This is a genomic window from Halomonas sp. Y3 (assembly GCF_024137965.1).
GTDB lineage: Bacteria > Pseudomonadota > Gammaproteobacteria > Pseudomonadales > Halomonadaceae > Halomonas > Halomonas mongoliensis.
Window position 1 is genome coordinate 51,225 of the sequence record NZ_CP099975.1, and the last position, 20,345, is coordinate 71,569.

21 protein-coding genes are annotated in these 20,345 nt (G+C 66.4%); 7 read left to right on the top strand and 14 right to left on the bottom strand.

The genetic code is table 11. The features are described from left to right. Positions 1 to 49: 49 nt before the first annotated feature. The 6 genes from maiA to NHL60_RS00260 form a co-directional block, all read right to left on the bottom strand. Positions 50 to 694 (bottom strand): maleylacetoacetate isomerase, encoded by a 645-nt coding sequence (gene maiA / locus NHL60_RS00235; protein WP_253447407.1) that lies wholly within the window; start codon positions 692 to 694, stop codon positions 50 to 52. A 26-nt stretch (positions 695 to 720) separates the two neighbouring features. Continuing rightward, positions 721 to 1,737 (bottom strand): fumarylacetoacetate hydrolase family protein, encoded by a 1,017-nt coding sequence (locus NHL60_RS00240; RefSeq protein WP_253447410.1) that lies wholly within the window; start codon positions 1,735 to 1,737, stop codon positions 721 to 723. Positions 1,738 to 1,812: 75 nt separating this feature from the next. Continuing rightward, positions 1,813 to 3,123: a homogentisate 1,2-dioxygenase gene (hmgA, locus tag NHL60_RS00245; RefSeq protein ID WP_253447413.1), complete on the bottom strand. Its 1,311-nt coding sequence runs from the start codon at positions 3,121 to 3,123 to the stop codon at positions 1,813 to 1,815. A 32-nt stretch (positions 3,124 to 3,155) separates the two neighbouring features. Next, on the bottom strand, positions 3,156 to 3,377 hold the full coding sequence (locus NHL60_RS00250) for a DUF2783 domain-containing protein (protein WP_253447416.1): 222 nt from the start codon (positions 3,375 to 3,377) through the stop codon (positions 3,156 to 3,158). Then, positions 3,364 to 5,091: an FAD-dependent oxidoreductase gene (locus tag NHL60_RS00255; protein WP_253447419.1), complete on the bottom strand. Its 1,728-nt coding sequence runs from the start codon at positions 5,089 to 5,091 to the stop codon at positions 3,364 to 3,366. Before NHL60_RS00255 ends, NHL60_RS00250 begins: the two co-directional genes overlap by 14 nt. A gap of 108 nt (positions 5,092 to 5,199) precedes the next feature. Next, complete coding sequence (locus tag NHL60_RS00260) at positions 5,200 to 6,168, bottom strand: MBL fold metallo-hydrolase (protein ID WP_253447422.1); 969 nt, start codon at positions 6,166 to 6,168, stop codon at positions 5,200 to 5,202. Positions 6,169 to 6,493: 325 nt separating this feature from the next. Between NHL60_RS00260 and NHL60_RS00265 the strand changes: the two genes are divergently transcribed. From NHL60_RS00265 to NHL60_RS00295, 7 genes are all read left to right on the top strand, one after another. Next, positions 6,494 to 7,048, top strand: coding sequence for a TRAP transporter small permease (locus NHL60_RS00265; protein ID WP_253447425.1), 555 nt, complete (start codon positions 6,494 to 6,496; stop codon positions 7,046 to 7,048). Further along, positions 7,041 to 8,336 carry a TRAP transporter large permease gene (locus NHL60_RS00270; protein ID WP_253447427.1) on the top strand — a complete coding sequence of 432 codons (1,296 nt, stop codon included), beginning with the start codon at positions 7,041 to 7,043 and terminating at the stop codon, positions 8,334 to 8,336. Before NHL60_RS00265 ends, NHL60_RS00270 begins: the two co-directional genes overlap by 8 nt. 82 nt (positions 8,337 to 8,418) lie before the next feature. Beyond that, the gene (locus tag NHL60_RS00275) at positions 8,419 to 8,919 is read left to right on the top strand and encodes a MarR family winged helix-turn-helix transcriptional regulator (protein WP_253447430.1); all 501 of its coding nucleotides are present in this window, start codon (positions 8,419 to 8,421) and stop codon (positions 8,917 to 8,919) included. Between the two features lie 374 nt (positions 8,920 to 9,293). Then, positions 9,294 to 10,352, top strand: a complete 1,059-nt coding sequence (locus tag NHL60_RS00280) for a TRAP transporter substrate-binding protein (RefSeq protein WP_253447433.1) — start codon at positions 9,294 to 9,296, stop codon at positions 10,350 to 10,352. Between the two features lie 30 nt (positions 10,353 to 10,382). Next, positions 10,383 to 10,937, top strand: a complete 555-nt coding sequence (locus NHL60_RS00285) for a TRAP transporter small permease (RefSeq protein WP_253447436.1) — start codon at positions 10,383 to 10,385, stop codon at positions 10,935 to 10,937. Beyond that, the gene (locus NHL60_RS00290; RefSeq protein ID WP_253447439.1) at positions 10,930 to 12,225 is read left to right on the top strand and encodes a TRAP transporter large permease; all 1,296 of its coding nucleotides are present in this window, start codon (positions 10,930 to 10,932) and stop codon (positions 12,223 to 12,225) included. The genes NHL60_RS00285 and NHL60_RS00290 overlap by 8 nt, the downstream gene beginning before the upstream one ends. A gap of 180 nt (positions 12,226 to 12,405) precedes the next feature. Beyond that, positions 12,406 to 12,807, top strand: a complete 402-nt coding sequence (locus NHL60_RS00295) for a hypothetical protein (RefSeq protein ID WP_253447442.1) — start codon at positions 12,406 to 12,408, stop codon at positions 12,805 to 12,807. A gap of 21 nt (positions 12,808 to 12,828) precedes the next feature. Here the strand turns inward: NHL60_RS00295 and NHL60_RS00300 are convergent, their stop codons facing one another. The 8 genes from NHL60_RS00300 to paaK form a co-directional block, all read right to left on the bottom strand. Next, complete coding sequence (locus NHL60_RS00300) at positions 12,829 to 13,278, bottom strand: universal stress protein (protein WP_253447445.1); 450 nt, start codon at positions 13,276 to 13,278, stop codon at positions 12,829 to 12,831. Between the two features lie 2 nt (positions 13,279 to 13,280). Then, complete coding sequence (locus tag NHL60_RS00305) at positions 13,281 to 14,696, bottom strand: hypothetical protein (protein WP_253447448.1); 1,416 nt, start codon at positions 14,694 to 14,696, stop codon at positions 13,281 to 13,283. Between the two features lie 100 nt (positions 14,697 to 14,796). Beyond that, positions 14,797 to 15,873, bottom strand: coding sequence for a 1,2-phenylacetyl-CoA epoxidase subunit PaaE (gene paaE, locus NHL60_RS00310; protein ID WP_253447450.1), 1,077 nt, complete (start codon positions 15,871 to 15,873; stop codon positions 14,797 to 14,799). 86 nt (positions 15,874 to 15,959) lie between these two features. After that, positions 15,960 to 16,559 carry a 1,2-phenylacetyl-CoA epoxidase subunit PaaD gene (gene paaD / locus NHL60_RS00315; protein ID WP_253447453.1) on the bottom strand — a complete coding sequence of 200 codons (600 nt, stop codon included), beginning with the start codon at positions 16,557 to 16,559 and terminating at the stop codon, positions 15,960 to 15,962. Further along, a complete protein-coding gene (gene paaC, locus NHL60_RS00320) occupies positions 16,543 to 17,337 on the bottom strand; it encodes a 1,2-phenylacetyl-CoA epoxidase subunit PaaC (protein ID WP_253447456.1) in 795 nt (264 codons plus the stop codon). Before paaC ends, paaD begins: the two co-directional genes overlap by 17 nt. 10 nt (positions 17,338 to 17,347) lie before the next feature. Continuing rightward, on the bottom strand, positions 17,348 to 17,629 hold the full coding sequence (gene paaB / locus NHL60_RS00325) for a 1,2-phenylacetyl-CoA epoxidase subunit PaaB (protein WP_253447460.1): 282 nt from the start codon (positions 17,627 to 17,629) through the stop codon (positions 17,348 to 17,350). Between the two features lie 109 nt (positions 17,630 to 17,738). Beyond that, the gene (gene paaA / locus NHL60_RS00330) at positions 17,739 to 18,731 is read right to left on the bottom strand and encodes a 1,2-phenylacetyl-CoA epoxidase subunit PaaA (protein WP_253447464.1); all 993 of its coding nucleotides are present in this window, start codon (positions 18,729 to 18,731) and stop codon (positions 17,739 to 17,741) included. 293 nt (positions 18,732 to 19,024) lie between these two features. Further along, positions 19,025 to 20,338, bottom strand: a complete 1,314-nt coding sequence (paaK, locus tag NHL60_RS00335) for a phenylacetate--CoA ligase PaaK (protein ID WP_253447467.1) — start codon at positions 20,336 to 20,338, stop codon at positions 19,025 to 19,027. Positions 20,339 to 20,345: the final 7 nt, after the last annotated feature.

Below are 20,345 nucleotides of genomic sequence, written 5' to 3' on the forward strand. Positions count from 1 at the left end.
CTTTCCGGTTGGAAAGGCGCCCGCTTATCATTAGCCTGCTTATTCTAGCTCAGCCGGCGTCCGGTTGCGCACTCGGCGCGGCCTGGGCGAAGGCGTCCAGGGCCCGGCAGTTGGCGGTGATGCGCCGGATCCGCGGGTAGGCCGTGAGATCGCACTCGAAGCGTTCGGCGTTGAACACCTGGGGCACCAGGCAGAGGTCCGCCAGGGTGGGGGTGTCGCCGTGGCAGAAGTCGCCGCTGCCGGCCTCCCGCGACAGCATCGTCTCCAGGGCGGCGAAGCCCTCGGTGACCCAGTGGCGATACCAGGCCAGCTTGCTGGCCTCGTCCGCATCCAGGGTGCCAACCAGATACTTGAGCACCCGCAGGTTGTTGAGCGGGTGGATCTCGCAGGCCACCAGCTGGGCCAGGGCGCGCACCCGGGCACGGCCGGCGGGGTCCGCCGGCAGCAGCGGCGGCTCGGGATGCGTCTCGTCCAGGTATTCGCAGATCGCCAGGGACTGGGTAAGCACCAGGCCGTCGTCCGTCACCAGGCTCGGCACCAGACCCTGGGGGTGGCGGGCGAGGTTCTCCTCGCCACGCTGCTCGCCTTTTACCAGGTTGACCGGGGACTGGTCGTAGGCCAGACCCTTGAGGTTCAGAGCGATGCGAACCCGGTAGGCGGCGGACGAGCGGAAGTAGCCGTAGAGGGTGGTCATACTGACTCCTTGCTGGGTGTTATACCTCAGGGCTGGTACTTCACCACCTGCTGGTCGATGGCGCCGAAGATGCTCTTGCCGTCGCGGTCGAACATCTCGATGCGCACCCGGTCGCCGAAGCGCAGGAAGGGGGTCTTGGCCGCACCGTGGAGAATCTGCTCCACCATGCGCACCTCGGCCAGGCAGCTGTAGCCCACGCCGCCGTCGGCAATCGGCTTGCCGGGGCCGCCGTCGGCGTCCGGGTTGGAGACGGTGCCGGAGCCGACCACGGCGCCGGCGCCCAGGTAGCGGGTCTTCGCCGCATGGGCGACAAGTTCCGGGAAGCCGAAGATCATGTCCGGGCCGGCTTCCGGCTCGCCGAACTTCTCGCCGTTCAGGTGCACGGTCAGCGGCAGATGCACCCGCCCGTCCTGCCAGGCGTCGCCCAGCTCATCCGGGGTCACGGCGATGGGCGAGAAGCTGGAGGCGGGCTTGGCCTGGAAGAAGCCGAAGCCCTTGGCCAGCTCGCCGGGGATCAGGCCGCGCAGGCTGACGTCGTTGACCAGCATCACCAGCTTGATATGGCCGGCCGCCTGCTCCGGGGTCACCGCCATGGGCACGTCGTCGGTGATCACCGCGATCTCGCCCTCGAAGTCGATGCCGTGCTCCTCGCTGACCGCCTCGATCTCCTCGGTGGGAGCGAGGAACTTGTCGCCGCCGCCCTGGTACATCAGCGGGTCGGTCCAGAAGGTCTCGGGCATCTCGGCGTTGCGCGCCTGGCGCACCAGCTTGACGTGATTGAGATAGGCGGAGCCGTCGGCCCAGTGGTAGCTGCGCGGCAGCGGTGAGTGCAGCCGGCTCTGGTCGAGGTCGAAGGCGCCTTCGGCGCGGCCCTCGTTGAGCTCGGCGTAGCGGGCCTCGAGCTTCGGGCTCAGCGCGTCCCAGTTCTCGAGGGCCTGCTGCAGGGTGGGGGCAATATCGGCGGCGGAGACGGCGCGGGTCAGGTCGCGGGAGACCAGGAGCAGCTCTCCGTCGCGGCCGCTCTTGAGGGTGGCGAGTTTCATGGTGGTTCCATCCTTGTCGTCGGGGGGCGGGGCCGCGTGGCGACCCCGTCGTCAATCATGTGGTGCTGGCGTGGCTCAGGGCCGGTTCGGGTCGAAGTGGGAGCGCAGGGTCGACCAGACGTCAACGTAGTCGCGCTGACGGAACTCCGCTTCCAGCGCCGCCTCGGTGGGATGATAGACGTAGCGGCTCTCGAACATGAAGGCCATGGTGGCGCCCTGATACTGGGGCGTCAGCTCGGCATTGCTGGCCTTCTCGAAGGTGTCGGCGTCGGGGCCGTGGGGCGACATGCAGTTGTGCAGGCTGGCGCCGCCGGGCAGGAAGCCTTCTGCCTTGGCATCGTACTCGCCGTGGATCAGGCCCATGAACTCGCTCATCAGGTTGCGATGGAAGTAGGGCGGGCGGAAGGTGTTCTCGGCCACCATCCAGCGCGGCGGGAAGATCACGAAGTCGATGTTGGCCATCCCCGGCGTGTCGGAGGCGGAGGTCAGCACGGTGAAGATCGAGGGGTCCGGGTGGTCGAAGCTCACCGTGTTGATGGTGTTGAAGTTGGCCAGGTCGTACTTGTAGGGGGTGACGTTGCCGTGCCAGGCCACCACGTCCAGGGGCGAGTGGTCCAGGTCGGTGGCCCAGAAACGCCCTGAGAACTTGGCCACCAGCTCGAAGTCGCCCTGCAGGTCTTCATAGGCCGCCACCGGGCTCTGGAAGTCGCGGGGGTTGGCCAGGCCGTTGGCGCCGATGGGGCCGAGGCCGGGCAGCTCGAAGGGGCTGCCGTAGTTCTCGCACACATAGCCCCGGGCGGCGTCGACCCCCGCTCCCAGACGCACCTGGAACTTGATGCCGCGGGGGATCAGGACGATCTCGCCGCTGGCGACCTCCAGCTCGCCCATCTCGGTGCGCAGGCGCAGGGTGCCCTGCTGGGGCACGATCAGGAGCTCGCCGTCGGCGTTGTAGAAGAAGCGCTCGGTCATATCCCGGTTGAAGGCGTAGACGTGCACGCCGCAGCCGGCCTGGGTGCCGGCATCGCCGTTGACGGCGATGGTCAGCAGGCCATCGACGAAGTCGGTGGGCGCCTCGGGCAGCGGCACCGGATCCCAGCGCATCTGGTTGGGGTCGGCGGCGGGGCGGGCCAGCGGTGCGGTGGCCACGGCGCGGTCGGGTAGCGGCCGGTAGGCGCTCTGTGAGACCGAGGGGCGGATGCGGTAGAGCCAGCTGCGGAAGTTCTGGTGGCGCGGCGCGGTGAAGGCGGAGCCGGTGAACTGCTCGGCGTAGAGGCCGTAAGCGCAGCGCTGGGGCGAGTTCTGCCCCTCGGGCAGGGCGCCAGGCAGCGCCTCGCTGGCGAAGTGGTTGCCGAAACCGCTCTGGTACTCGAGTGTCTCGCGGGTCATGGAACTATCCTCTCTTGTTAGTAGGCGGCCGTTCAGCGAGCCGCCGCTTCCGCTGTGGAAGCCTCGGCTCGGCCGGCGATGGCCAGCGCCTCTTCCAGCACCTGCTGGTCGCCGATGTGGTTGGCCAGCAGCAGGATCAGGCGGGCATTGATCCGCTCGATCTCCTCTTCGCTGTGCTCCCGGTGGGTCTCGGTGAGCGCGGCGTAGAAGGCGTCCGGGTCGGTGAAGCTGGGGTTCAGCTCAAGCCGTGGCATGGCGGCCTCCCTGAGTGGTGGTGGCGGTCGCGGCGAGATGGGCGCCCAGGGCGCGGGCCAGGGCATCGTTGACGCCGGCGGCGGTGACGGCGCGCCAGCGGGCGGCGACGTGCTGGTCGGGGCGCAGCAGATAGCCGCCGCCGGCGGTGAGGCCGTAGCGGCTGCCGACCAGGCCTTCGCTGTCTTCCACCACGCGGCTGCGCGGCAGGGCGGCCAGGGCGTCGGGGGCGGGACCGATGATCACCGCGTCGAGATCCGGCTGGCGGGCCAGCAGTGCGTCCAGCTCCGCGGCGAGGGGCGCGGCGCCTGCCTCATCCATTCGCCCGTCCAGCAGCAGCACGAAGCGGTCGCCGAGCTGGTTGAGCAGCCACGCGGCTTCGCCGTCGCGACGCACCGGCGCATCCTTGGCGGGGCTGCCCGGGCGCAGTTCCCGGGGCGCCCCCTCGGCGTCCGGGCCGTTGAGGGGCGAACCGTCGTAGCGGCAGGGCATGGAGAGCCGGCCGCTGTTGACCAGGCTGCGGGCGAAGGGGTAGTGCTCGGCGAGCTCCAGGGTCACGTCCCGGAACAGCCGGCTGACCCGGCTCTTGGGCGTGATGAAATCCGTGGCCCGGGTGGAATTGAGGATGTTCTCCGCCGCGCCGTGCTGGCGCTCGTCGTCGTAGGTGGCCAGCAGCGCCGCGGAGGCCTGGCCCTTGAGGATGCGCGCCAGTTTCCAGACCAGGTTGTCGACCCCCTGCAGGGCGCCGTTGGCGCCCCGGGCGCCGAAGGGCGAGACCTGGTGGGCGGCGTCGCCCATGAAGACCACGCCGTGATGGATAAAGCTGTCCATCTTGCGGCAGCGGAAGGTGTAGACGCTGGCCCACTCCAGCTCGAACTCCACCTCCTCGCCGAGCATCGCCTGGACGCGGGGGCGGATGTTCTCCTCCTTCTTTTCCTCCTCCGGGTCGGCGTCCCAGCCCAGCTGGAAGTCGATGCGCCAGACGTTGTCCGGCTCCTTGTGCAGCAGCACCGACTGGTTGGGGTGGAAGGGCGGGTCGAACCAGAACCAGCGCTCGGTGGGGAAGTCCGCCTTCATCACCACGTCGGCGATCAGGAAGCGGTCCTGGAACACCTGGCCGCGGCTCTCCAGGCCCAGCATGTCGCGAATCCGGCTGTTGGCGCCGTCGGCCACCAGCAGGTAGTCGCAGGTCAGGCGGTAGTCGCCGTCCCGGGTGGAGACGGTGATGGCGGTGCGCTCGGGCTGCGCGTCGACCTCGACGACCTTCTGCTCCCAGCGCAGGTCGATGTGCGCCGGGAACTCATGAATGCGGTTTACCAGATACTCTTCGAAGTAGTACTGCTGCAGATTGATGAAGGCGGGAATGCGGTGGCCATCCTCCGGCAGCAGGTTGAAGTCGTAGACCTCGCGCTCCTGAAAGAAGACGCGGCCGTGCTGCCAGGTCACCCCCTTCTCTAGCATCGGCTCCACGCAGCCCAGGCGATCCACGATCTCCAGGGTGCGTTTGGCGAAGCACAGGGCCCGCGAGCCCACGCTGACGGTGTTGTTGTCGTCCAGCACCACGCTTTCGATGCCCTGGCGGGCCAGGTCGATGGCGGCGGCCAGGCCCGAGGGGCCGGCGCCGACGATCACCACCGGGCAGTGGCGCACCTCGCCGCTGTCCAGCTCGGGCGGGCGGCGGTAGGGGTAGACGGGATTCTTGTAGGTATTCGGCATGGCTCCTCCGACCGCGGCGCTTCGGCGGCAGGACTGTGGGAGAGGGGTGGCCCCCTCTCCTCGGGCGCTACCGGCGCCGCATGTCTTGAACGTAGGGAAAGCAGGGCGTTACTGGTTCTCGACCACTTCCTGCAGGGAATGCCACATGGCGGTATCGCGCTCGGCGGTCCAGATGCGCGGATCCGGGTACTCGCCGCCCGCCTCGTCGTAGCAGCGGGTGATGTCGAAGGGCACGCAGTGGTCGAAGATCACCCAGTGGCCATACTTGGGCTTGAGCAGGGCGTAGGTCTCGGCGTAGCACTCGGAGAGCGACTTGCCGGCGGCCTTGCCCGCCTTGACGCTCTCGTACATGTCGTTGAGGAAGTCGCGGGTGCCCTGAATGGCCTCCTGGCACTTCTCCGGAGTCTGCAGGGCGTCGCCGCGGCCGGGCACCAGCTTCTGGGGCGCCATGGCCTCCAGGCGCTCCAGGGTGGCGGGCCAGTACTCGTGGTAGGCGTCGCCGGTATAGGGGGTGGCGCCGTACTCGACCAGGTCGCCGGCGAACATCACCTTCTCCTCGGGCAGCCAGACGATGGTGTCGCCCTTGGTGTGGCCTCGGCCCAGGTGGATGATGCGCACCTCGCGCTTGCCCATGAACACCGTCAGCTCTTCCTGGAAGACGATGTTGGGCCAGGTCAGGCCGGGCACCGAGTCCACGCCCTTGAAGAGGCGCGGGAAGCGGCCGACTTCGGACTCGTAGTCCTGCTGGCCGCGCTCCACGATCAGGTCATAGGTGTGCTGGCTGGCGTAGATGTTCTCGGGGTTGTAGGCGGAGGCGCCCAGCACGCGCACGGCGTGATAGTGGGTCAGCACCACGTGCTTGATCGGCAGGTCGGTGATCTCGCGGATCCGGCGGATCACATCCTGGGCCATGATCGGGGTGGCCTGGGTATCGATGACCATCACGCTGTCATCGCCGATCACGATGCCGGTGTTGGGGTCGCCCTCGGCGGTGTAGGCGTAGAGGCCCTCGGCGAGCTTCTCGAAGCTGACCTGTTTCTCTTCGGTATCGGCGTGGGATGCGAACTTCTTGCTCATGGTGTCTCCGGTCTCGTCAGGGTCGTCGCGCTCTGGCGACGCGCGCGTCTTGGGATAAGAAAGATGTTGCAGGAGTGCGGCGTGAGCCGAATGTGAGGCGAGCATAGTTGTTAGTGAAACTGTATGTCCAGCCTGTCGCGGGAAGTCGGCTCGCTCGAACCGGCGAAGTGCCGCAGAAAACTGCTTCAGATCAACGTTTTTCCGGCCTCTTGCAACTTAAGTCTAAGGCCTTGCGGTTGCAAATTGGTTGCACGGGAGAATGCATGCCGGCAAGGTGGCGGCCATGACAACAACACCCTGTGACCATCAGGAGATGCCCTGACTCATGTCGACTTCAACTTCCCCATGGCCGCGCGTCGGCCGGGTGCTGCAGCTGGCGCTGGAGGGGGTGGCAGGCGCCACCCTCTTCGGCATGATGCTGCTGACCACGGCAGACGTGACCGGACGCTACTTCTTCAATTCCCCGATTCTTGGCACCGTGGAGCTGACCCAGCTGATGCTGGCGGCGCTGGTGTTCCTGTCGCTGCCGGTGGTGTGCTGGCGCCAGGAGCACATCAGCGTGGACCTGCTCGACGCCATCTTCCCGGCGAAGCTGGTGTGGGTACGCGAGGTGCTGGTCAACCTGTTGGTCACCGCGGCCCTGTGGGTGATGGCCCAGCGGGTCTGGACGCTGGCCGAGCGCGCCTTCCAGTGGGGCGACGTGACCGAGTTTCTGCGCATTCCGCGGGGCTACCTGGTCGGCCTGATCGCCATCATGCTGGCGCTCTCGGCGCTGCTGACCCTGGCCCGAGCGGTGCTCTACCTGCTCGAGGGGGTCAAGGTGGTCAAGCAGGGCGGCCCGCTGAGCCCCACGGCCAAGGAGGGAAGCGGCCATGACTGAAGCACTCTACGGTTTTGCTGCCCTGCTGATTCTGGTGTTCCTGCGGGTGCCGCTGGCCTTTGCCATGGGCATTGTCGGCTTCTTCGGCTTCTACCTGCTGACCGGCAACTGGAACGCCGCCGAGGCGATGGCCGCTCGGCGGGTGGTGGACACCGCCATGGACTACGGTCTGTCGGTGATACCGCTGTTCATCCTGATGGGCAACTTCGTCTCCCACGCGGGGCTCTCGGACGCGCTGTTCCGCGCCTCCAACGGCTTTCTTGGCCACCGCAAGGGAGGCCAAGCCATGGCCACCATCGTGGCCTGCGGCGGCTTTAGCGCCATCTGCGGCTCGAGTCTGGCCACCTGCGCCACCATGGGGCGCGTGGCCATGCCGCAGATGCGCAAGTACGGCTACAAGGACTCCCTGGCCTCGGCGTCGATTGCCGCCGGGGGCACCCTGGGGATCCTGATTCCGCCCAGCGTGATGCTGGTGATCTACGGCATCCTCACCGAGACCAGCATCCGCGAGCTGTTCGCGGCGGGCTTCATTCCCGGCATCCTGGGGATCTTCCTCTACCTGGGGGCGGTGAAGTGGGTGCTGTGGCGCGATCCGAGCGCCGGTCCGGCGGCGGAGAAGGTGCCGTGGTCGGAGCGGATGGCGGCGCTGAAGAGCGTGGGCAGCACCCTGGCGCTGTTCGTGCTGGTGATCGGTGGCATCTATCTGGGGGTGTTCACGCCCACCGAGGCGGCGGGCATCGGCGCCATGGGGGCCTTTTTGATCGCCCTGGCGCGCCGCGCGCTGACGCCGAAGGTGCTGATGAACGTGCTGATGGACACGGTGCGCACCACGGCGATGCTGTTCGCGGTGGTGCTGACGGCGCTGATCTTTGCCAACTTCGTCAATCGGGCCGGGCTGCCGGGGGATCTGCTCGCGCTGGTCAGCGACATGAACGTGGCGCCCTTCGTGGTGATCCTGGCGATCATCGCCATCTATGTGGTGCTGGGCTGCGTGTTCGAGAGCATGTCGATGCTGTTGCTGACGGTGCCGGTATTCTTCCCGGTGGTGGCGGGGCTGGGCTATGACCTGGTGTGGTTCGGTATCCTGGTGGTGATCGTGATCGAGATCAGTCTGATCACGCCGCCGGTGGGGATGAACGTCTTCGTGCTGCGGGCGGTACTGCCGGATGTGTCCACGGGGACGATCTTCCGCGGTGTGACGCCCTTCTGGGTGGCGGGTACGATACGGGCGCTGCTGGTGCTGCTGTTCCCGGCCATCGTGCTCTTCCTGCCCCAGCTGCTCTACTGAGTATGCCGAGCCGAACGGCGGCCAGCCGAAGCTGGCCGCACCGAACACTTCACTGAACGCCAGCCCGAGGAGGCGAATGGCCATGGACACAACCGATCTAAGGGACGCTCCGGCGGCCGTCAGAGGGGCTCCGGCAGCCCCGCGGGCGGAGCTGGACCTCAACCAGTTCCTGCCCTACCGGCTCAACCGCCTGGCGGATCGGATCAGTCAGGCGCTTGCCGAGCTCTACGCCGAGCGCTATCAGCTCAGCGTGGCACAGTGGCGGGTGCTGGCCTGGCTCAGCCACTGCGATGAGCTGACCGCCAAGAAGATCTGCGCCTATACCAATATGGACAAGGCGCGGGTCTCCCGGGCGATCCAGGCCCTGGAGGAGCGGGGCCTGCTCACCCGCACACCCTCGCCGCGGGACCAGCGGCTGCACGATCTGCACCTTACCGAGGCGGGGCAGGCGCTGCTCGCCGAGCTGGTGCCCGAGGCCCAGGCCTGGGAGGCCGACCTGGTGGCCACCCTCAGCGTCGGTGAGTATCGCGACCTGCTCAACGTCATGAGTAAGCTCGAAAGGCAGCTCGAACGTATCGACTGAGTCGGCGCTAGGCGGGCATGAGCCGCCAGTGGCATAAAAGCGTTATCCGTTTTTGGTTTGCAGGCTATCCGGTGTAACAAGATATCGGGTGGCAGCAACGCGTGCCTATGGGAGGGTCTGCTAAAGGTGTGGGTGCGAATAATTTTTAACTCTATGTTTTTATTGCCTTTTTATTGATTAATACTTAAGTTGTATTAGCTATTGGTCTTGGTGTCGTTGCGTAACAGGTGTCGGCAGAGGCATTGTATGCCGGAACGTGTTTCCCCAATAACGATTTGTCAGCGATTGATGTATCGAATTGGTCGCGTCCGGAAACTCGCTCCCAGCTATCCGATAACACCGCCAGCCGCCTGAAAAGACGGAGGAGCTGAATAATGAACAAGACAACCGGCCTGATGATCGGCACCCTGACCGCCGCTATCATGAGCACGTCTGCCATGGCGCAGACCACCCTGACCGTGAGCACCTGGGCGGGTCCCAACCATGGCATCAACACCATGGTCTGGCCGACCTGGAAATCCTGGATCGAGGAGGCCACCGAAGGCCGTGTCACCGTGGAGGTGGTCCACGACATGGGTCCCCCCGCCTCCCAGATGGAGATGGTCGCCGACGGCATCGCCGATGCCACCTGGATCTTCCACGGCTACAACACCGGCCGCTTCGAGCTGACCAAGCTGCCTGAATTCCCCACCTTCGAGGACTTCTCCTCGGAGAATGCGTCCGCCGCCTACTGGCGCACCCACCAGGAGTACCTGGCCGAAGCCGGTGAGCACCGTGGCGTCGACGTGGTGGCGGCAGGCGTGCACGGTCCGGGCTGGATCTTCAGCCGCGAGAAGTTCGAAACCCTGGATGACATGCAGGGCAAGCGCATTCGCGTCGGTGGCGGCGTGATGGGCGACCTCTCCAACGCCCTCGACCTGACCGGCGTGGCCCTGCCGCCCACCGGCGTCTACGAGGCGGGCTCCCAGGGGGTCATCGACGGCGCCATGCTGGTGCCCGAGGGGTTGCGCAGCTTCCGTGTCGCCGAAGTCTTCCCCTACACCCTCAAGGTGGATGGCGGCTTCTATCGCGGCAGCTTCACCATCGCGGTCAACCCGATGTTCTGGGATCAGGTCTCTCCGGAAGATCGCGCGGCCATCGAAGAGGTGTCCGGCGAGCGCCTGTCGCGCCTGTTCGGCTACATGATGGACACCATGGACGTGCGCGGTGTCGACTTTGCCGAAGAGCGCGGCCACACCTTCACCGAGCTCGGCGCCGACGACCTCGAGACCCTGCGCGGCATCAGCGATGACATGATCGCCGAGTGGGCCGAGTCGGTCTCTTCCAGCCGCGGCGTCGATGCCATGGCCGCCATCGAGTTCTTCCGCGAGCAGCTCTCCGCTGCCGCCGAGGACGAGAGCGTGGGCGGCCTGGTACCCGACGAGTTCAAGTAAGTCCTTTCAGTCGCCACACGGAGGGCGACCATGCACACCCTGACGACACGCGCGACGCGCGTCGGCCGGGTTCTGCAGCTGATGCTGGAGGGGGTGGCAGGTGCCACCCTCTTCGGCATGATGCTGCTGACCACGGCAGACGTGACCGGACGCTACTTCTTCAATTCCCCGATTCTCGGCACCGTGGAGCTGACCCAGCTGATGCTGGCGGCGCTGGTGTTCCTGTCGCTGCCGGTGGTGTGCTGGCGCCAGGAGCACATCAGCGTGGACCTGCTCGACGCCATCTTCCCGGCGAAGCTGGTGTGGGTACGCGAGGTGCTGGTCAACCTGCTGGTCACCGCGGCCCTGTGGGTGATGGCCCAGCGGGTCTGGACGCTGGCCGAGCGCGCCTTCCAGTGGGGCGACGTGACCGAGTTTCTGCGCATTCCGCGGGGCTACCTGGTCGGCCTGATCGCCATCATGCTGGCGCTCTCGGCGCTGCTGACCCTAGCCCGAGCGGTGCTCTACCTGCTCGAGGGGGTCAAGGTGGTCAAGCAGGGCGGCCCGCTGAGCCCCACGGCCAAGGAGGGAAGCGGCCATGACTGAAGCACTCTACGGTTTTGCTGCCCTGCTGATTCTGGTGTTCCTGCGGGTGCCGCTGGCCTTTGCCATGGGCATTGTCGGCTTCTTCGGCTTCTACCTGCTGACCGGCAACTGGAACGCCGCCGAGGCGATGGCCGCTCGGCGGGTGGTGGACACCGCCATGGACTACGGTCTGTCGGTGATACCGCTGTTTATCCTGATGGGCAACTTCGTCTCCCACGCGGGGCTCTCGGACGCGCTGTTCCGCGCCTCCAACGGCTTTCTTGGCCACCGCAAGGGAGGCCAGGCCATGGCCACCATCGTGGCCTGCGGCGGCTTCAGCGCCATCTGCGGCTCGAGTCTGGCCACCTGCGCCACCATGGGGCGCGTGGCCATGCCGCAGATGCGCAAGTACGGCTACAAGGACTCCCTGGCCTCGGCGTCGATTGCCGCCGGGGGCACCCTGGGGATCCTGATTCCGCCCAGCGTGATGCTGGTGATCTACGGCATCCTCACCGAGACCAGCATCCGCGAGCTGTTCGCGGCGGGCTTCATTCCCGGCATCCTGGGGATCTTCCTCTACCTGGGGGCGGTGAAGTGGGTGCTGTGGCGCGATCCGAGCGCCGGTCCGGCGGCGGAGAAGGTGCCGTGGTCGGAGCGGATGGCGGCGCTGAAGAGCGTGGGCAGCACCCTGGCGCTGTTCGTGCTGGTGATCGGTGGCATCTATCTGGGGGTGTTCACGCCCACCGAGGCGGCGGGCATCGGCGCCATGGGGGCCTTTTTGATCGCCCTGGCGCGCCGCGCGCTGACGCCGAAGGTGCTGATGAACGTGCTGATGGACACGGTGCGCACCACGGCGATGCTGTTCGCGGTGGTGCTGACGGCGCTGATCTTCGCCAACTTCGTCAATCGGGCCGGGCTGCCGGGGGATCTGCTCGCGCTGGTCAGCGACATGAACGTGGCGCCCTTCGTGGTGATCCTGGCGATCATCGCCATCTATGTGGTGCTGGGCTGCGTGTTCGAGAGCATGTCGATGCTGTTGCTGACGGTGCCGGTGTTCTTCCCGGTGGTGGCGGGGCTGGGCTATGACCTGGTGTGGTTCGGTATTCTGGTGGTGATCGTGATTGAGATCAGTCTGATCACGCCGCCGGTGGGGATGAACGTCTTCGTGCTGCGGGCGGTACTGCCGGATGTGTCCACGGGGACGATCTTTCGCGGTGTGACGCCCTTCTGGGTGGCGGGTACGATACGGGCGCTGCTGGTGCTGGTGTTCCCGGCCATCGTGCTCTTCCTGCCCCAGCTGCTCTATTGATTGCCGCTCCTGGTGGCGGGTCTCGGCATCGAGTGGCACCATAAGCGATACAATTTGTAGGTGGTAATTCTTTATAGTGTGTCAAAAAGCCCCCGGTTTGACTTCAGTCAAACCGGGGGCTTTCTCTTTCCACTAAGCTGACGGCATGTCATGAGGTGATACCAAAGAAAGGAGAGCGTTATGGAGAGGCTGTCAGATTATATTCAGGGCGAGCGCGTCGTTCGCGAGCTGCGCCGCCACGCCCCCGAGGCCCTCGAGGCGCTGGCACGGGACCTGGAGCAGCCGCTCAGCCCGCCGCTGGAGAAGGCAATGGCACGCACGCTCGACGACCGTCGAGTGCCCGATTTTTCCGCTTCCGAGGTGCTGATGCCGGCGATGATGACCACCTTTGCGGTGGATCCGGCGGCCATCGCCGAGGAGGAGCTGACCGGGCTGGAGGAGAAGTGCAACCGCTGCAGCGAGGTGGGACGCTGCTGGCAGGCAATGCGCGCCTTCGCCGATGCCGAGGCGTGTCGAGGCTTCTGCCCCAACGCCGAAGCCTTCATTGGCCGCGGCGTCGAGGAGGCCGAGACGGCCTCCTGAGGCGAGATGGATCGCGGTCGGCTACTTGATGATCAGCACCGGTACCGCGGCCAGCTGAGCGACCTTGTGGCTGACGCTACCCAGCATCAGCTCCTTGACGGTGCCGAGGCCGCGGCTGCCGATCACGATGAGGTCGACGTGATGCTCCTCGGCGTGACGGCAGATGGCTCGGGCGGGGTCGCCCTCCAGCAGCAGGGTGCGGCACTCCAGCTCCTCCCTGGCCACCAGCTCCCGGGCGTGGGCCAGTACGGCCTTGCCGCGCGCCCGAGCCTGTTCACGCTGTTCGCTGCGCGCCTGGGCGGCGCTGCCGGCCATGTCGGCGAACATCAGCGGCGCCTGGCCGTCGCCGGGCAGGGCGTGCACCAGGGTCAGGCTGCCGCCGGCCTGGCGGGCCTGGGTGATGGCGGCGTCCAGCACCCGCTGGCTGTGGGGGGAGCCGTCCAGGGCGGCAACGATACGTTCGAATCTCATGGTCAGCTCCGCTGCAGGCGTTGGGATGAGGGGGCAGGGTCGCGGTCTTGCGCGGCGAGCTCGTCGGTGATGTCTTCTTCATGGGGCTCGCTGGTCGGTGCGCTCTCCTCGCGGCCCAGCAGCAGGAAGTAGAGCACCACGCCGGAGCCGATGCCCCAGGCGGGGCCCATCACCGCGGTGAGCACGCCGATGGCCAGCACCAGCCCCCGGGAGATGTTGGTGGTCACCATGGACATCGCCACGTAGGCGCAGGCGAAGCCGGTGAGGATGATGGTCACCGAGAGGGCCACCGGCAGCATCGGCATGATGATCCCGAGCACCGGCATCAGGAGTCCGATGGGAATCGCCATCAGATAGAAGTTGGTGGTGCCGGTGAAGAGCGAGTCCATGATGTTGCGCCCTTTCTTGTAGCGCTCGATCAGGAACACCTGAACGCCGGTCCAGATCGGGCCGTGGAGCATCACCAGGGGGCCGGCGGTGACCAGCTGGGCCAGGTTGCGGATCGCCAGCACGTAGTGGCTGCGGGTGGCGTTGATGTCGAGCTTCTCGTCCGGCCGCGCGTGGTCGGCGTCCTTGAGCAGGGTGTCGGCCACCAGCAGGTCGCCGAAGGCGAGGATGTAGATCATCACGCCGATGGGCACCGCCGAGAGGATCACGCTCCAGGAGGGGAGGCCCACGGACCAGGGCGCCAGAGTATCCAGGGTCTCGCCCAGCGGCGGTACGAAGATGCCCCACTCGATATCGAAGCTCAGCTCACCGGCGATCAGCCCCACCACGCCGGCGGCGGCGAAGGCCACCAGCATGGCGTTGGCCGCCACCAGGGTCTTGAGCCGGGTGTTGGGCAGGCGCGCAAACGGCGTGGAGAACATCAGCCCCAGGACCACCACCCAGGCGGTGATCAGGGTGAAGGGCATGCTGGGCAGGCGGTCGAACTCCGACTGGAAGGCCGCTACCGCCGCGCCCATGATGATGCCGGCCTTGATGGTATCGGGCACCAGGTTGTTGAAGCGCTCCCCCAGTCGGGTCAGGCCGAAGAAGAGAAACAGGAAGGAGACCACCAGGGTCACCGCGATCATGGCGCGTATCGCCTCCGGTCCCGGGTCGAAGCCGTTGAGAAAGACCAGGGTCAGCGGCAGGCCGGCGGCGATGCCGCCCGCCGAATAGACGTCGCCAAATAGAAAGGTCTGGGCGAAGACCCAGAAGAACATCACCAGCATCACCGTCCAGGCGATCTCGAAGGAGACGCCGAAGTACTGCATCAGCAGCGGCGCCGTGGCGCCGCCGGTGGCGAGCAGCAGCAGGCCGCCCTGGAAGTGGACGCTGGGCGTCAGGCCGACGTGCACGCCGGGAATCCGCAGGGTGAAGGGGCCCCACTGGATGCCGGGCTGCACGGCGCCGTGTTCACGCTTGATAGCCATGGAAGCTCACGTTCGTCGTCAGGAAATTAGGGCTTATTACCGTTGATCCACACAAAAGCAGGACGGTGCCCGGGGCGCCGTCCTGCCTTGTCGCGATGGCTCAGTGATCGAAGTTGAGCGTCACGTTCTTGCTGATGGGGAAGCACTGGCAGCTCAGCACCATGCCCGCCTCGATCTCGTAGTCCTCGAGAGCGAAGTTGGCGTCCATCTCCACCTCGCCCTCTTCCACCTTGGCCAGGCAGGTGGAGCAGACTCCGGCCTTGCAGGAGTAGGGCAGGTCGGCGCCGTGCTCGTTGCCGGCATCCAGGATGCTCTGGGTATTCTTCGGCAGCTCGAACTCCAGGGTGCGGCCGTCGATGATCACCTTGATATGGGAGCTTTCCGGCGCGACCTGGCCCACGCCGCTGGCCTGGGGGCGCCGGGCGCTGGCGCTGGGGCGGCTGCCGAAGAGCTCCAGCTGGATGCGCTCCGGCGCCATGCCGAACTCCTTGAGGGTGTCGCGCACCGCTTCGGACATGGGCTGGGGGCCGCACAGGAAGGCCGCCTCGAGCTCCTTGACGTCCAGCCAGCGCTCGAACAGGGTGCGGCACTTCTCCACATCGATGATGCCGTTGTAGAGCTCGATGTCCTGCTCTTCGCGGTTGAAGATGTGGATCAGGTTGAGCCGCTCCATGTGGCGGTTCTTCAGGTCCTGCAGCTTCTCGCGGAACATGGTGGTGGACGTGGAGAAGTTGCCGTAGACCAGGGTGAAGCGGCTCTCGGGCTCGCTTTCGAGGGTGGTGCTGATGATCGACAGGATCGGCGTGATGCCGCTGCCGGCAGCCACGGCCAGGTAGTGACCCTTGCGGCTCGGGTCCAGGGGCACGAAGAACTTGCCCTGGGGCGGCATCACTTCCAGGGTGTCGCCGACCTTGAGCTCCTGGTTGGCGAAGGTGGAGAAGGCGCCGCCGGGCACCAGCTTCACCGCCACGCGGATCTCACCCTCGTGCACCCCGGTGCAGATGGAGTAGGAGCGACGCACCTCTTCGCCGGCGATCTCGCGGCGCAGGGTCAGGTACTGGCCCTGGGTGAACTCAAAGGCATCGTGGAGGGACTCGGGAACCTCGAAGGCGATGGAGACGGCGTCGCTGGTCTCCTTGCGGACGTCTCGAACGGTCAGGGCGTGAAATCGGCTCATGGCTAGTCTCGTCAGTCGGCTATCGAGCGAGCGCACCTGGCGCCCGCTCGCTGAAGGGTCGCATCACTGGAAGGCCGCAGCGGCGCTTACAGGCACTTGAAGTAGTCGAAGGGTTCCAGGCAGTCCCGGCAGCGGTAGAGCGCCTTGCAGGCAGTGGAGCCGAACTCGCTGACCCGCTCGGTGTGTTCGCTGCCGCACAGCGGGCAGGGGACGACCGGGTCCTCGCCGAGCAGGCTGCGCTTGGCGGCACTGCCCACCGGAGGCGCGATGCCGAAGGCGCGCAGTTTCTCGCGGCCCCCCGGGGTGATCCAGTCGGTGGTCCAGGCCGGCGAGAGGCGCCGCTCGATCAGCGGGTCGGCGTAGCCGGCGGTGACCAGCGCCTCCTCGATATGCTGCTCGATTGCCTCGGTGGCGGGGCAGCCCGAGTAGGTGGGCGTGACCTGGACCCGCAGGCGACCCTCGACCCAGTCGATATCGCGCACGATGCCCAGCTCCACGACGCTGACCGCAGGTACCTCGGGGTCGGGCACCTCCTGCAGCACCGCCAGCACGGCGTCCGTATCGCCTTCGGGGCCCGCCGGCGGCAGGCCGCGACGGTCGCTGCCGATCAGGTCGGTGGAGGGCCAGTCGTTCTGACCCTCGAGCCGCCGGGAATCGGAGTGGGGGGCGTTACCAGACGGTTGCATCGGGATAGGTCCTCGGCAGGTATTGCATCTCCGCCAGCAGGAAGCCCAGATGCTCGGTGTGATGGCCGGTCTTGCCGCCGGTGTACATCCAGGCGTCGAAGGGCGGATGGCTCAGGGTGGCCGCTTCCAGCACCTTCTCCACGGTGGCCTTCCAGCGTGCCACCAGGGTCCCTGCGTCGGGTGCCAGGCCTGCGTCAGCCATGGCCTGGTCGACCTCATCGAACTGCACAAGCTCGCCGGTAAAGCGCCAGAGATTGTCGATGGCGCGCTGCATGCGCGCACGGCTCTCTTCGGTACCGTCGCCCAGGCGCACCACCCACTCGGAGGAGCGACGCAGGTGATAGGTCGCCTCCTTCAGGGACTTGGCGGCCACTTCGGCAATGCGCGGGTCGCTGGCCTGGGCCAGGCCCTCCAGCAGCGGCACGTGCCAGGCGTCGAACAGGAACTGGCGCGCCATGGTGTCGGCAAAGTCGCCGTTGGGCTGCTCGACAAGCAGCAGGTTGCGGAAGTCCTGGGCGTCGCGCTTGAAGGCCAGAGCGTCGGCGTCCAGCTCGCTGCCTGCCTGCTCGGCGTTGATCTGCTCGGCCGCGTAGGTGAGCCAGTTGCGTGCCTGGCCGAAGAGGTCGAGGCCGACGTTCATCAGCGCCATCTCCTCTTCCAGGGCCGGCGCCTTGCCGCAAAGCTCGGCGTGACGCTGGCCCAGCACCAGGACGCTGTCGCCCAGGCGCAGGAGGTATTCGGTCAGCGGCGTGCGGGTGATCTGTGAAACGTTCTGCATGGGAGCCCCCTTACATGTGGCCGACTTCTTTCGGCAGTTCGTAGAAGGAGGCGTGGCGGTAGACCTTGTCGTTGGACGGGTCGAACAGCGGCTCCTTCTCGTCGGGGGCCGACGCGGTGATGTCGCTGGCCAGCACGACCCAGATGCTCACGCCCTCGTTGCGGCGGGTGTAGAGCTCGCGGGCGTTCTCGAGGGCCATCTGGCGGTCGGCGGCATGTACGCTGCCGACATGCTTGTGGTTCAGGCCGTGCTTGCTGCGCACGAAGACTTCGTAGAGGGGCCAGTCTGCCATGGGGTGTTACCTCATTCTGTCTTGAGGTGAAGCCGCCACGGGGCGGCTCCCTTCTCTGTATTGGATGCTTCGGTACCCGGTGCCGGGTGTCTCGGTAGCGGAGCCGGAATCAGGCGGCCTGGCGGCGCTGGCGCTGCTTCTCGGCGTGGGCCACGGCGGCTTCGCGAACCCAGGCGCCCTCGTCGATGGCGCGACGGCGAGCGTCGATGCGCTCGCGGTTGCAGGGGCCGTTGCCCTGGACCACGTCGAAGAACTCCTGCCAGTCGATCTCGCCGAAGTCGTAGTGGCCGGTCTCCTCGTTCCACTTCAGATCCGGGTCCGGCGCGGTGCAGCCGAGCAGCTCCAGCTGGGGCACGGTCTGGTCGATGAAGCGCTGGCGCAGCTCGTCGTTGCTGTGGCGCTTGATCTTCCAGGCCATGGACTGGGCGCTGTTGGGGGAGTTGTCGTCGGAGGGGCCGAACATCATCAGAGCCGGCCACCAGAAGCGGTTGATGGAATCCTGCACCATCGCTTTCTGCTCCTCGGTGCCCTCGCGCATCAGCGTCAGCAGGATCTGGTAGCCCTGGCGCTGGTGGAAGCTCTCCTCCTTGCACACCCGGATCATGGCGCGAGAGTAGGGGCCGTAGGAGGTGCGCTGCAGGGGCACCTGGTTGACGATGGCGGCGCCGTCCACCAGCCAGCCGATGGTGCCGATGTCGGCCCAGTTCAGCGTCGGGTAGTTGAAGATGCTGGAGTACTTCGCCTTGCCGTCGTGGAGCTTCTGGATCTCCTCGTCGCGGTCGGCGCCCAGAGTCTCCATGGCGCTGTAGAGGTAGAGGCCGTGGCCCGCCTCATCCTGGATCTTGGCCATCAGCTGCAGCTTGCGCTTCAGCGACGGCGCGCGGGTCAGCCAGTTGCCTTCGGGCAGCATGCCGACCACCTCGGAGTGGGCGTGCTGGGAGATCTGGCGGATCAGCGTCTTGCGATACGCCTCGGGCATCCAGTTCTTGGGCTCGATCTTGATCTCGTCGTTGACCTTTTCCTGGAAGGCGCGCTCCTGGGGACCCATTTCCTCGAGGGTCTTGAGCTTCTTGGTGCCGGTTTCGACTAGCTGCGCGTACATGGTTGCCTCCGCGTCGTCGCAATCAGGGGGGTGACACTCTTTACTGCCATGTCTTGCTTCTATGTCCTGCAGTATAGTGACACATGATTTTTTGGCAAGTGTCAATGTTGTGTGTCACTTTATACTATAGGCTAAGGCCTCGGGAGGCGGCGCTGCCGTAATAGCCGAAGCCGCATATAACGCCTTGATGCGGCGGGCATACCCGCTGCGAGCCCTCGGAAAGGTGACACAAAAAAGCCCCCTTGCGGGGGCTGAAAGGCAGTCGAGAGCGACCGCTGAAAGGGGTAGGCGTATCAGCGCAGATCCTTGACGCGCTTGGCCTTGCCCACGGAGCGCATGACCTCCTCCACGCCGCAGACGTCGATCTTGGTGCTGATGCCCACGTAGGTCTTGATGGCGTGCTGCAGGCGCTTGCCCAGCTGCTCGCAGGTGGCCGGGTCGCGGGCGATGTCGTTGCTGCACGCCTCGACGCGCACGCGAACCATATCCATGTTGCCCTGGCGGGTGACCTCGATCTCGTAGTGGGGCGAGAGCTGATCGATCTTGAGCAGCTGCTCCTCGATCTGGGTCGGGAAGACGTTGACCCCGCGGATGATCAGCATGTCGTCGCTGCGGCCGGTGATCTTGTCGATGCGGCGCATGGGGCGAGCGGTGCCCGGCAGCAGGCGGGTCAGGTCGCGGGTGCGGTAGCGGATGACCGGCAGCGCTTCCTTGGTCAGGGTGGTGAAGACCAGCTCGCCGTACTCGCCGTCCGGCAGCAGCTCGCCGGTCACCGGGTCGATGATCTCGGGGTAGAAGTGGTCTTCCCAGATGGTCGGGCCGTCCTTGGTCTCCAGGCACTCCATGCCCACCCCCGGGCCCATCACCTCGGAGAGGCCGTAGATGTCCAGGGCGTCGATGCCCAGGCGTCGCTCCAGGGCGGTGCGCATGTCATTGGTCCAGGGCTCGGCGCCGAAGATGCCGGCGCGCAGCGGCAGCTCGCGGGGGTCGATGCCCTGGCGGTCCATCTCGTCGGCGATGTTGAGCATGTAGGAGGGGGTGACCATGATGATGTCCGGCTGGAAATCGCGGATCAGCTGGACCTGTTTCTCGGTCTGGCCGCCGGACATCGGGATCACCGCGCAGCCCAGGCGCTCGGCGCCGTAGTGGGCGCCGAGGCCGCCGGTGAAGAGACCGTAGCCGTAGGCCACGTGGACCTTATCGTTGCGGCTGCCGCCGGCGGCGCGGATGGAGCGGGCGACCACGTCGGCCCAGGTGTCGATGTCACGCTGGGTGTAGCCCACCACGGTGGGCTGGCCGGTGGTTCCGCTGGAGGCGTGGACGCGCACCACGTCGCTCATCGGCGTGGCGAACATGCCGAAGGGGTAGTTGTCGCGCAGGTCCGCCTTGGTGGTGAAGGGGAGCTTGCCCAGGTCCTCGAGGCTCTTGACGTCCTCCGGATGCACGCCGGCCTTGTCGAAGGACTGGCGGTAGAAGGGCACGTTCTCGTAGGCGTGCTTGAGGCTCCACTGCAGGCGCTTGACCTGGGTGGCGCGCAGCTCGTCGATGCTGGCGGTTTCCAGGTGGTCGAGGCTGGCGGTGTCGATACGCTTCACGGTCTGGTTCATCGGGGAT

What these genes read in the sequence shown, in the direction of transcription:
- maiA (WP_253447407.1), bottom strand. Translation starts at nt 694, where the DNA reads ATGACCACCCTCTACGGCTACTTCCGCTCGTCCGCCGCCTACCGGGTT.
- NHL60_RS00240 (WP_253447410.1), bottom strand. Translation starts at nt 1,737, where the DNA reads ATGAAACTCGCCACCCTCAAGAGCGGCCGCGACGGAGAGCTGCTCCTG.
- hmgA (WP_253447413.1), bottom strand. Translation starts at nt 3,123, where the DNA reads ATGACCCGCGAGACACTCGAGTACCAGAGCGGTTTCGGCAACCACTTC.
- NHL60_RS00250 (WP_253447416.1), bottom strand. Translation starts at nt 3,377, where the DNA reads ATGCCACGGCTTGAGCTGAACCCCAGCTTCACCGACCCGGACGCCTTC.
- NHL60_RS00255 (WP_253447419.1), bottom strand. Translation starts at nt 5,091, where the DNA reads ATGCCGAATACCTACAAGAATCCCGTCTACCCCTACCGCCGCCCGCCC.
- NHL60_RS00260 (WP_253447422.1), bottom strand. Translation starts at nt 6,168, where the DNA reads ATGAGCAAGAAGTTCGCATCCCACGCCGATACCGAAGAGAAACAGGTC.
- NHL60_RS00265 (WP_253447425.1), top strand. Translation starts at nt 6,494, where the DNA reads ATGTCGACTTCAACTTCCCCATGGCCGCGCGTCGGCCGGGTGCTGCAG.
- NHL60_RS00270 (WP_253447427.1), top strand. Translation starts at nt 7,041, where the DNA reads ATGACTGAAGCACTCTACGGTTTTGCTGCCCTGCTGATTCTGGTGTTC.
- NHL60_RS00275 (WP_253447430.1), top strand. Translation starts at nt 8,419, where the DNA reads ATGGACACAACCGATCTAAGGGACGCTCCGGCGGCCGTCAGAGGGGCT.
- NHL60_RS00280 (WP_253447433.1), top strand. Translation starts at nt 9,294, where the DNA reads ATGAACAAGACAACCGGCCTGATGATCGGCACCCTGACCGCCGCTATC.
- NHL60_RS00285 (WP_253447436.1), top strand. Translation starts at nt 10,383, where the DNA reads ATGCACACCCTGACGACACGCGCGACGCGCGTCGGCCGGGTTCTGCAG.
- NHL60_RS00290 (WP_253447439.1), top strand. Translation starts at nt 10,930, where the DNA reads ATGACTGAAGCACTCTACGGTTTTGCTGCCCTGCTGATTCTGGTGTTC.
- NHL60_RS00295 (WP_253447442.1), top strand. Translation starts at nt 12,406, where the DNA reads ATGGAGAGGCTGTCAGATTATATTCAGGGCGAGCGCGTCGTTCGCGAG.
- NHL60_RS00300 (WP_253447445.1), bottom strand. Translation starts at nt 13,278, where the DNA reads ATGAGATTCGAACGTATCGTTGCCGCCCTGGACGGCTCCCCCCACAGC.
- NHL60_RS00305 (WP_253447448.1), bottom strand. Translation starts at nt 14,696, where the DNA reads ATGGCTATCAAGCGTGAACACGGCGCCGTGCAGCCCGGCATCCAGTGG.
- paaE (WP_253447450.1), bottom strand. Translation starts at nt 15,873, where the DNA reads ATGAGCCGATTTCACGCCCTGACCGTTCGAGACGTCCGCAAGGAGACC.
- paaD (WP_253447453.1), bottom strand. Translation starts at nt 16,559, where the DNA reads ATGCAACCGTCTGGTAACGCCCCCCACTCCGATTCCCGGCGGCTCGAG.
- paaC (WP_253447456.1), bottom strand. Translation starts at nt 17,337, where the DNA reads ATGCAGAACGTTTCACAGATCACCCGCACGCCGCTGACCGAATACCTC.
- paaB (WP_253447460.1), bottom strand. Translation starts at nt 17,629, where the DNA reads ATGGCAGACTGGCCCCTCTACGAAGTCTTCGTGCGCAGCAAGCACGGC.
- paaA (WP_253447464.1), bottom strand. Translation starts at nt 18,731, where the DNA reads ATGTACGCGCAGCTAGTCGAAACCGGCACCAAGAAGCTCAAGACCCTC.
- paaK (WP_253447467.1), bottom strand. Translation starts at nt 20,338, where the DNA reads ATGAACCAGACCGTGAAGCGTATCGACACCGCCAGCCTCGACCACCTG.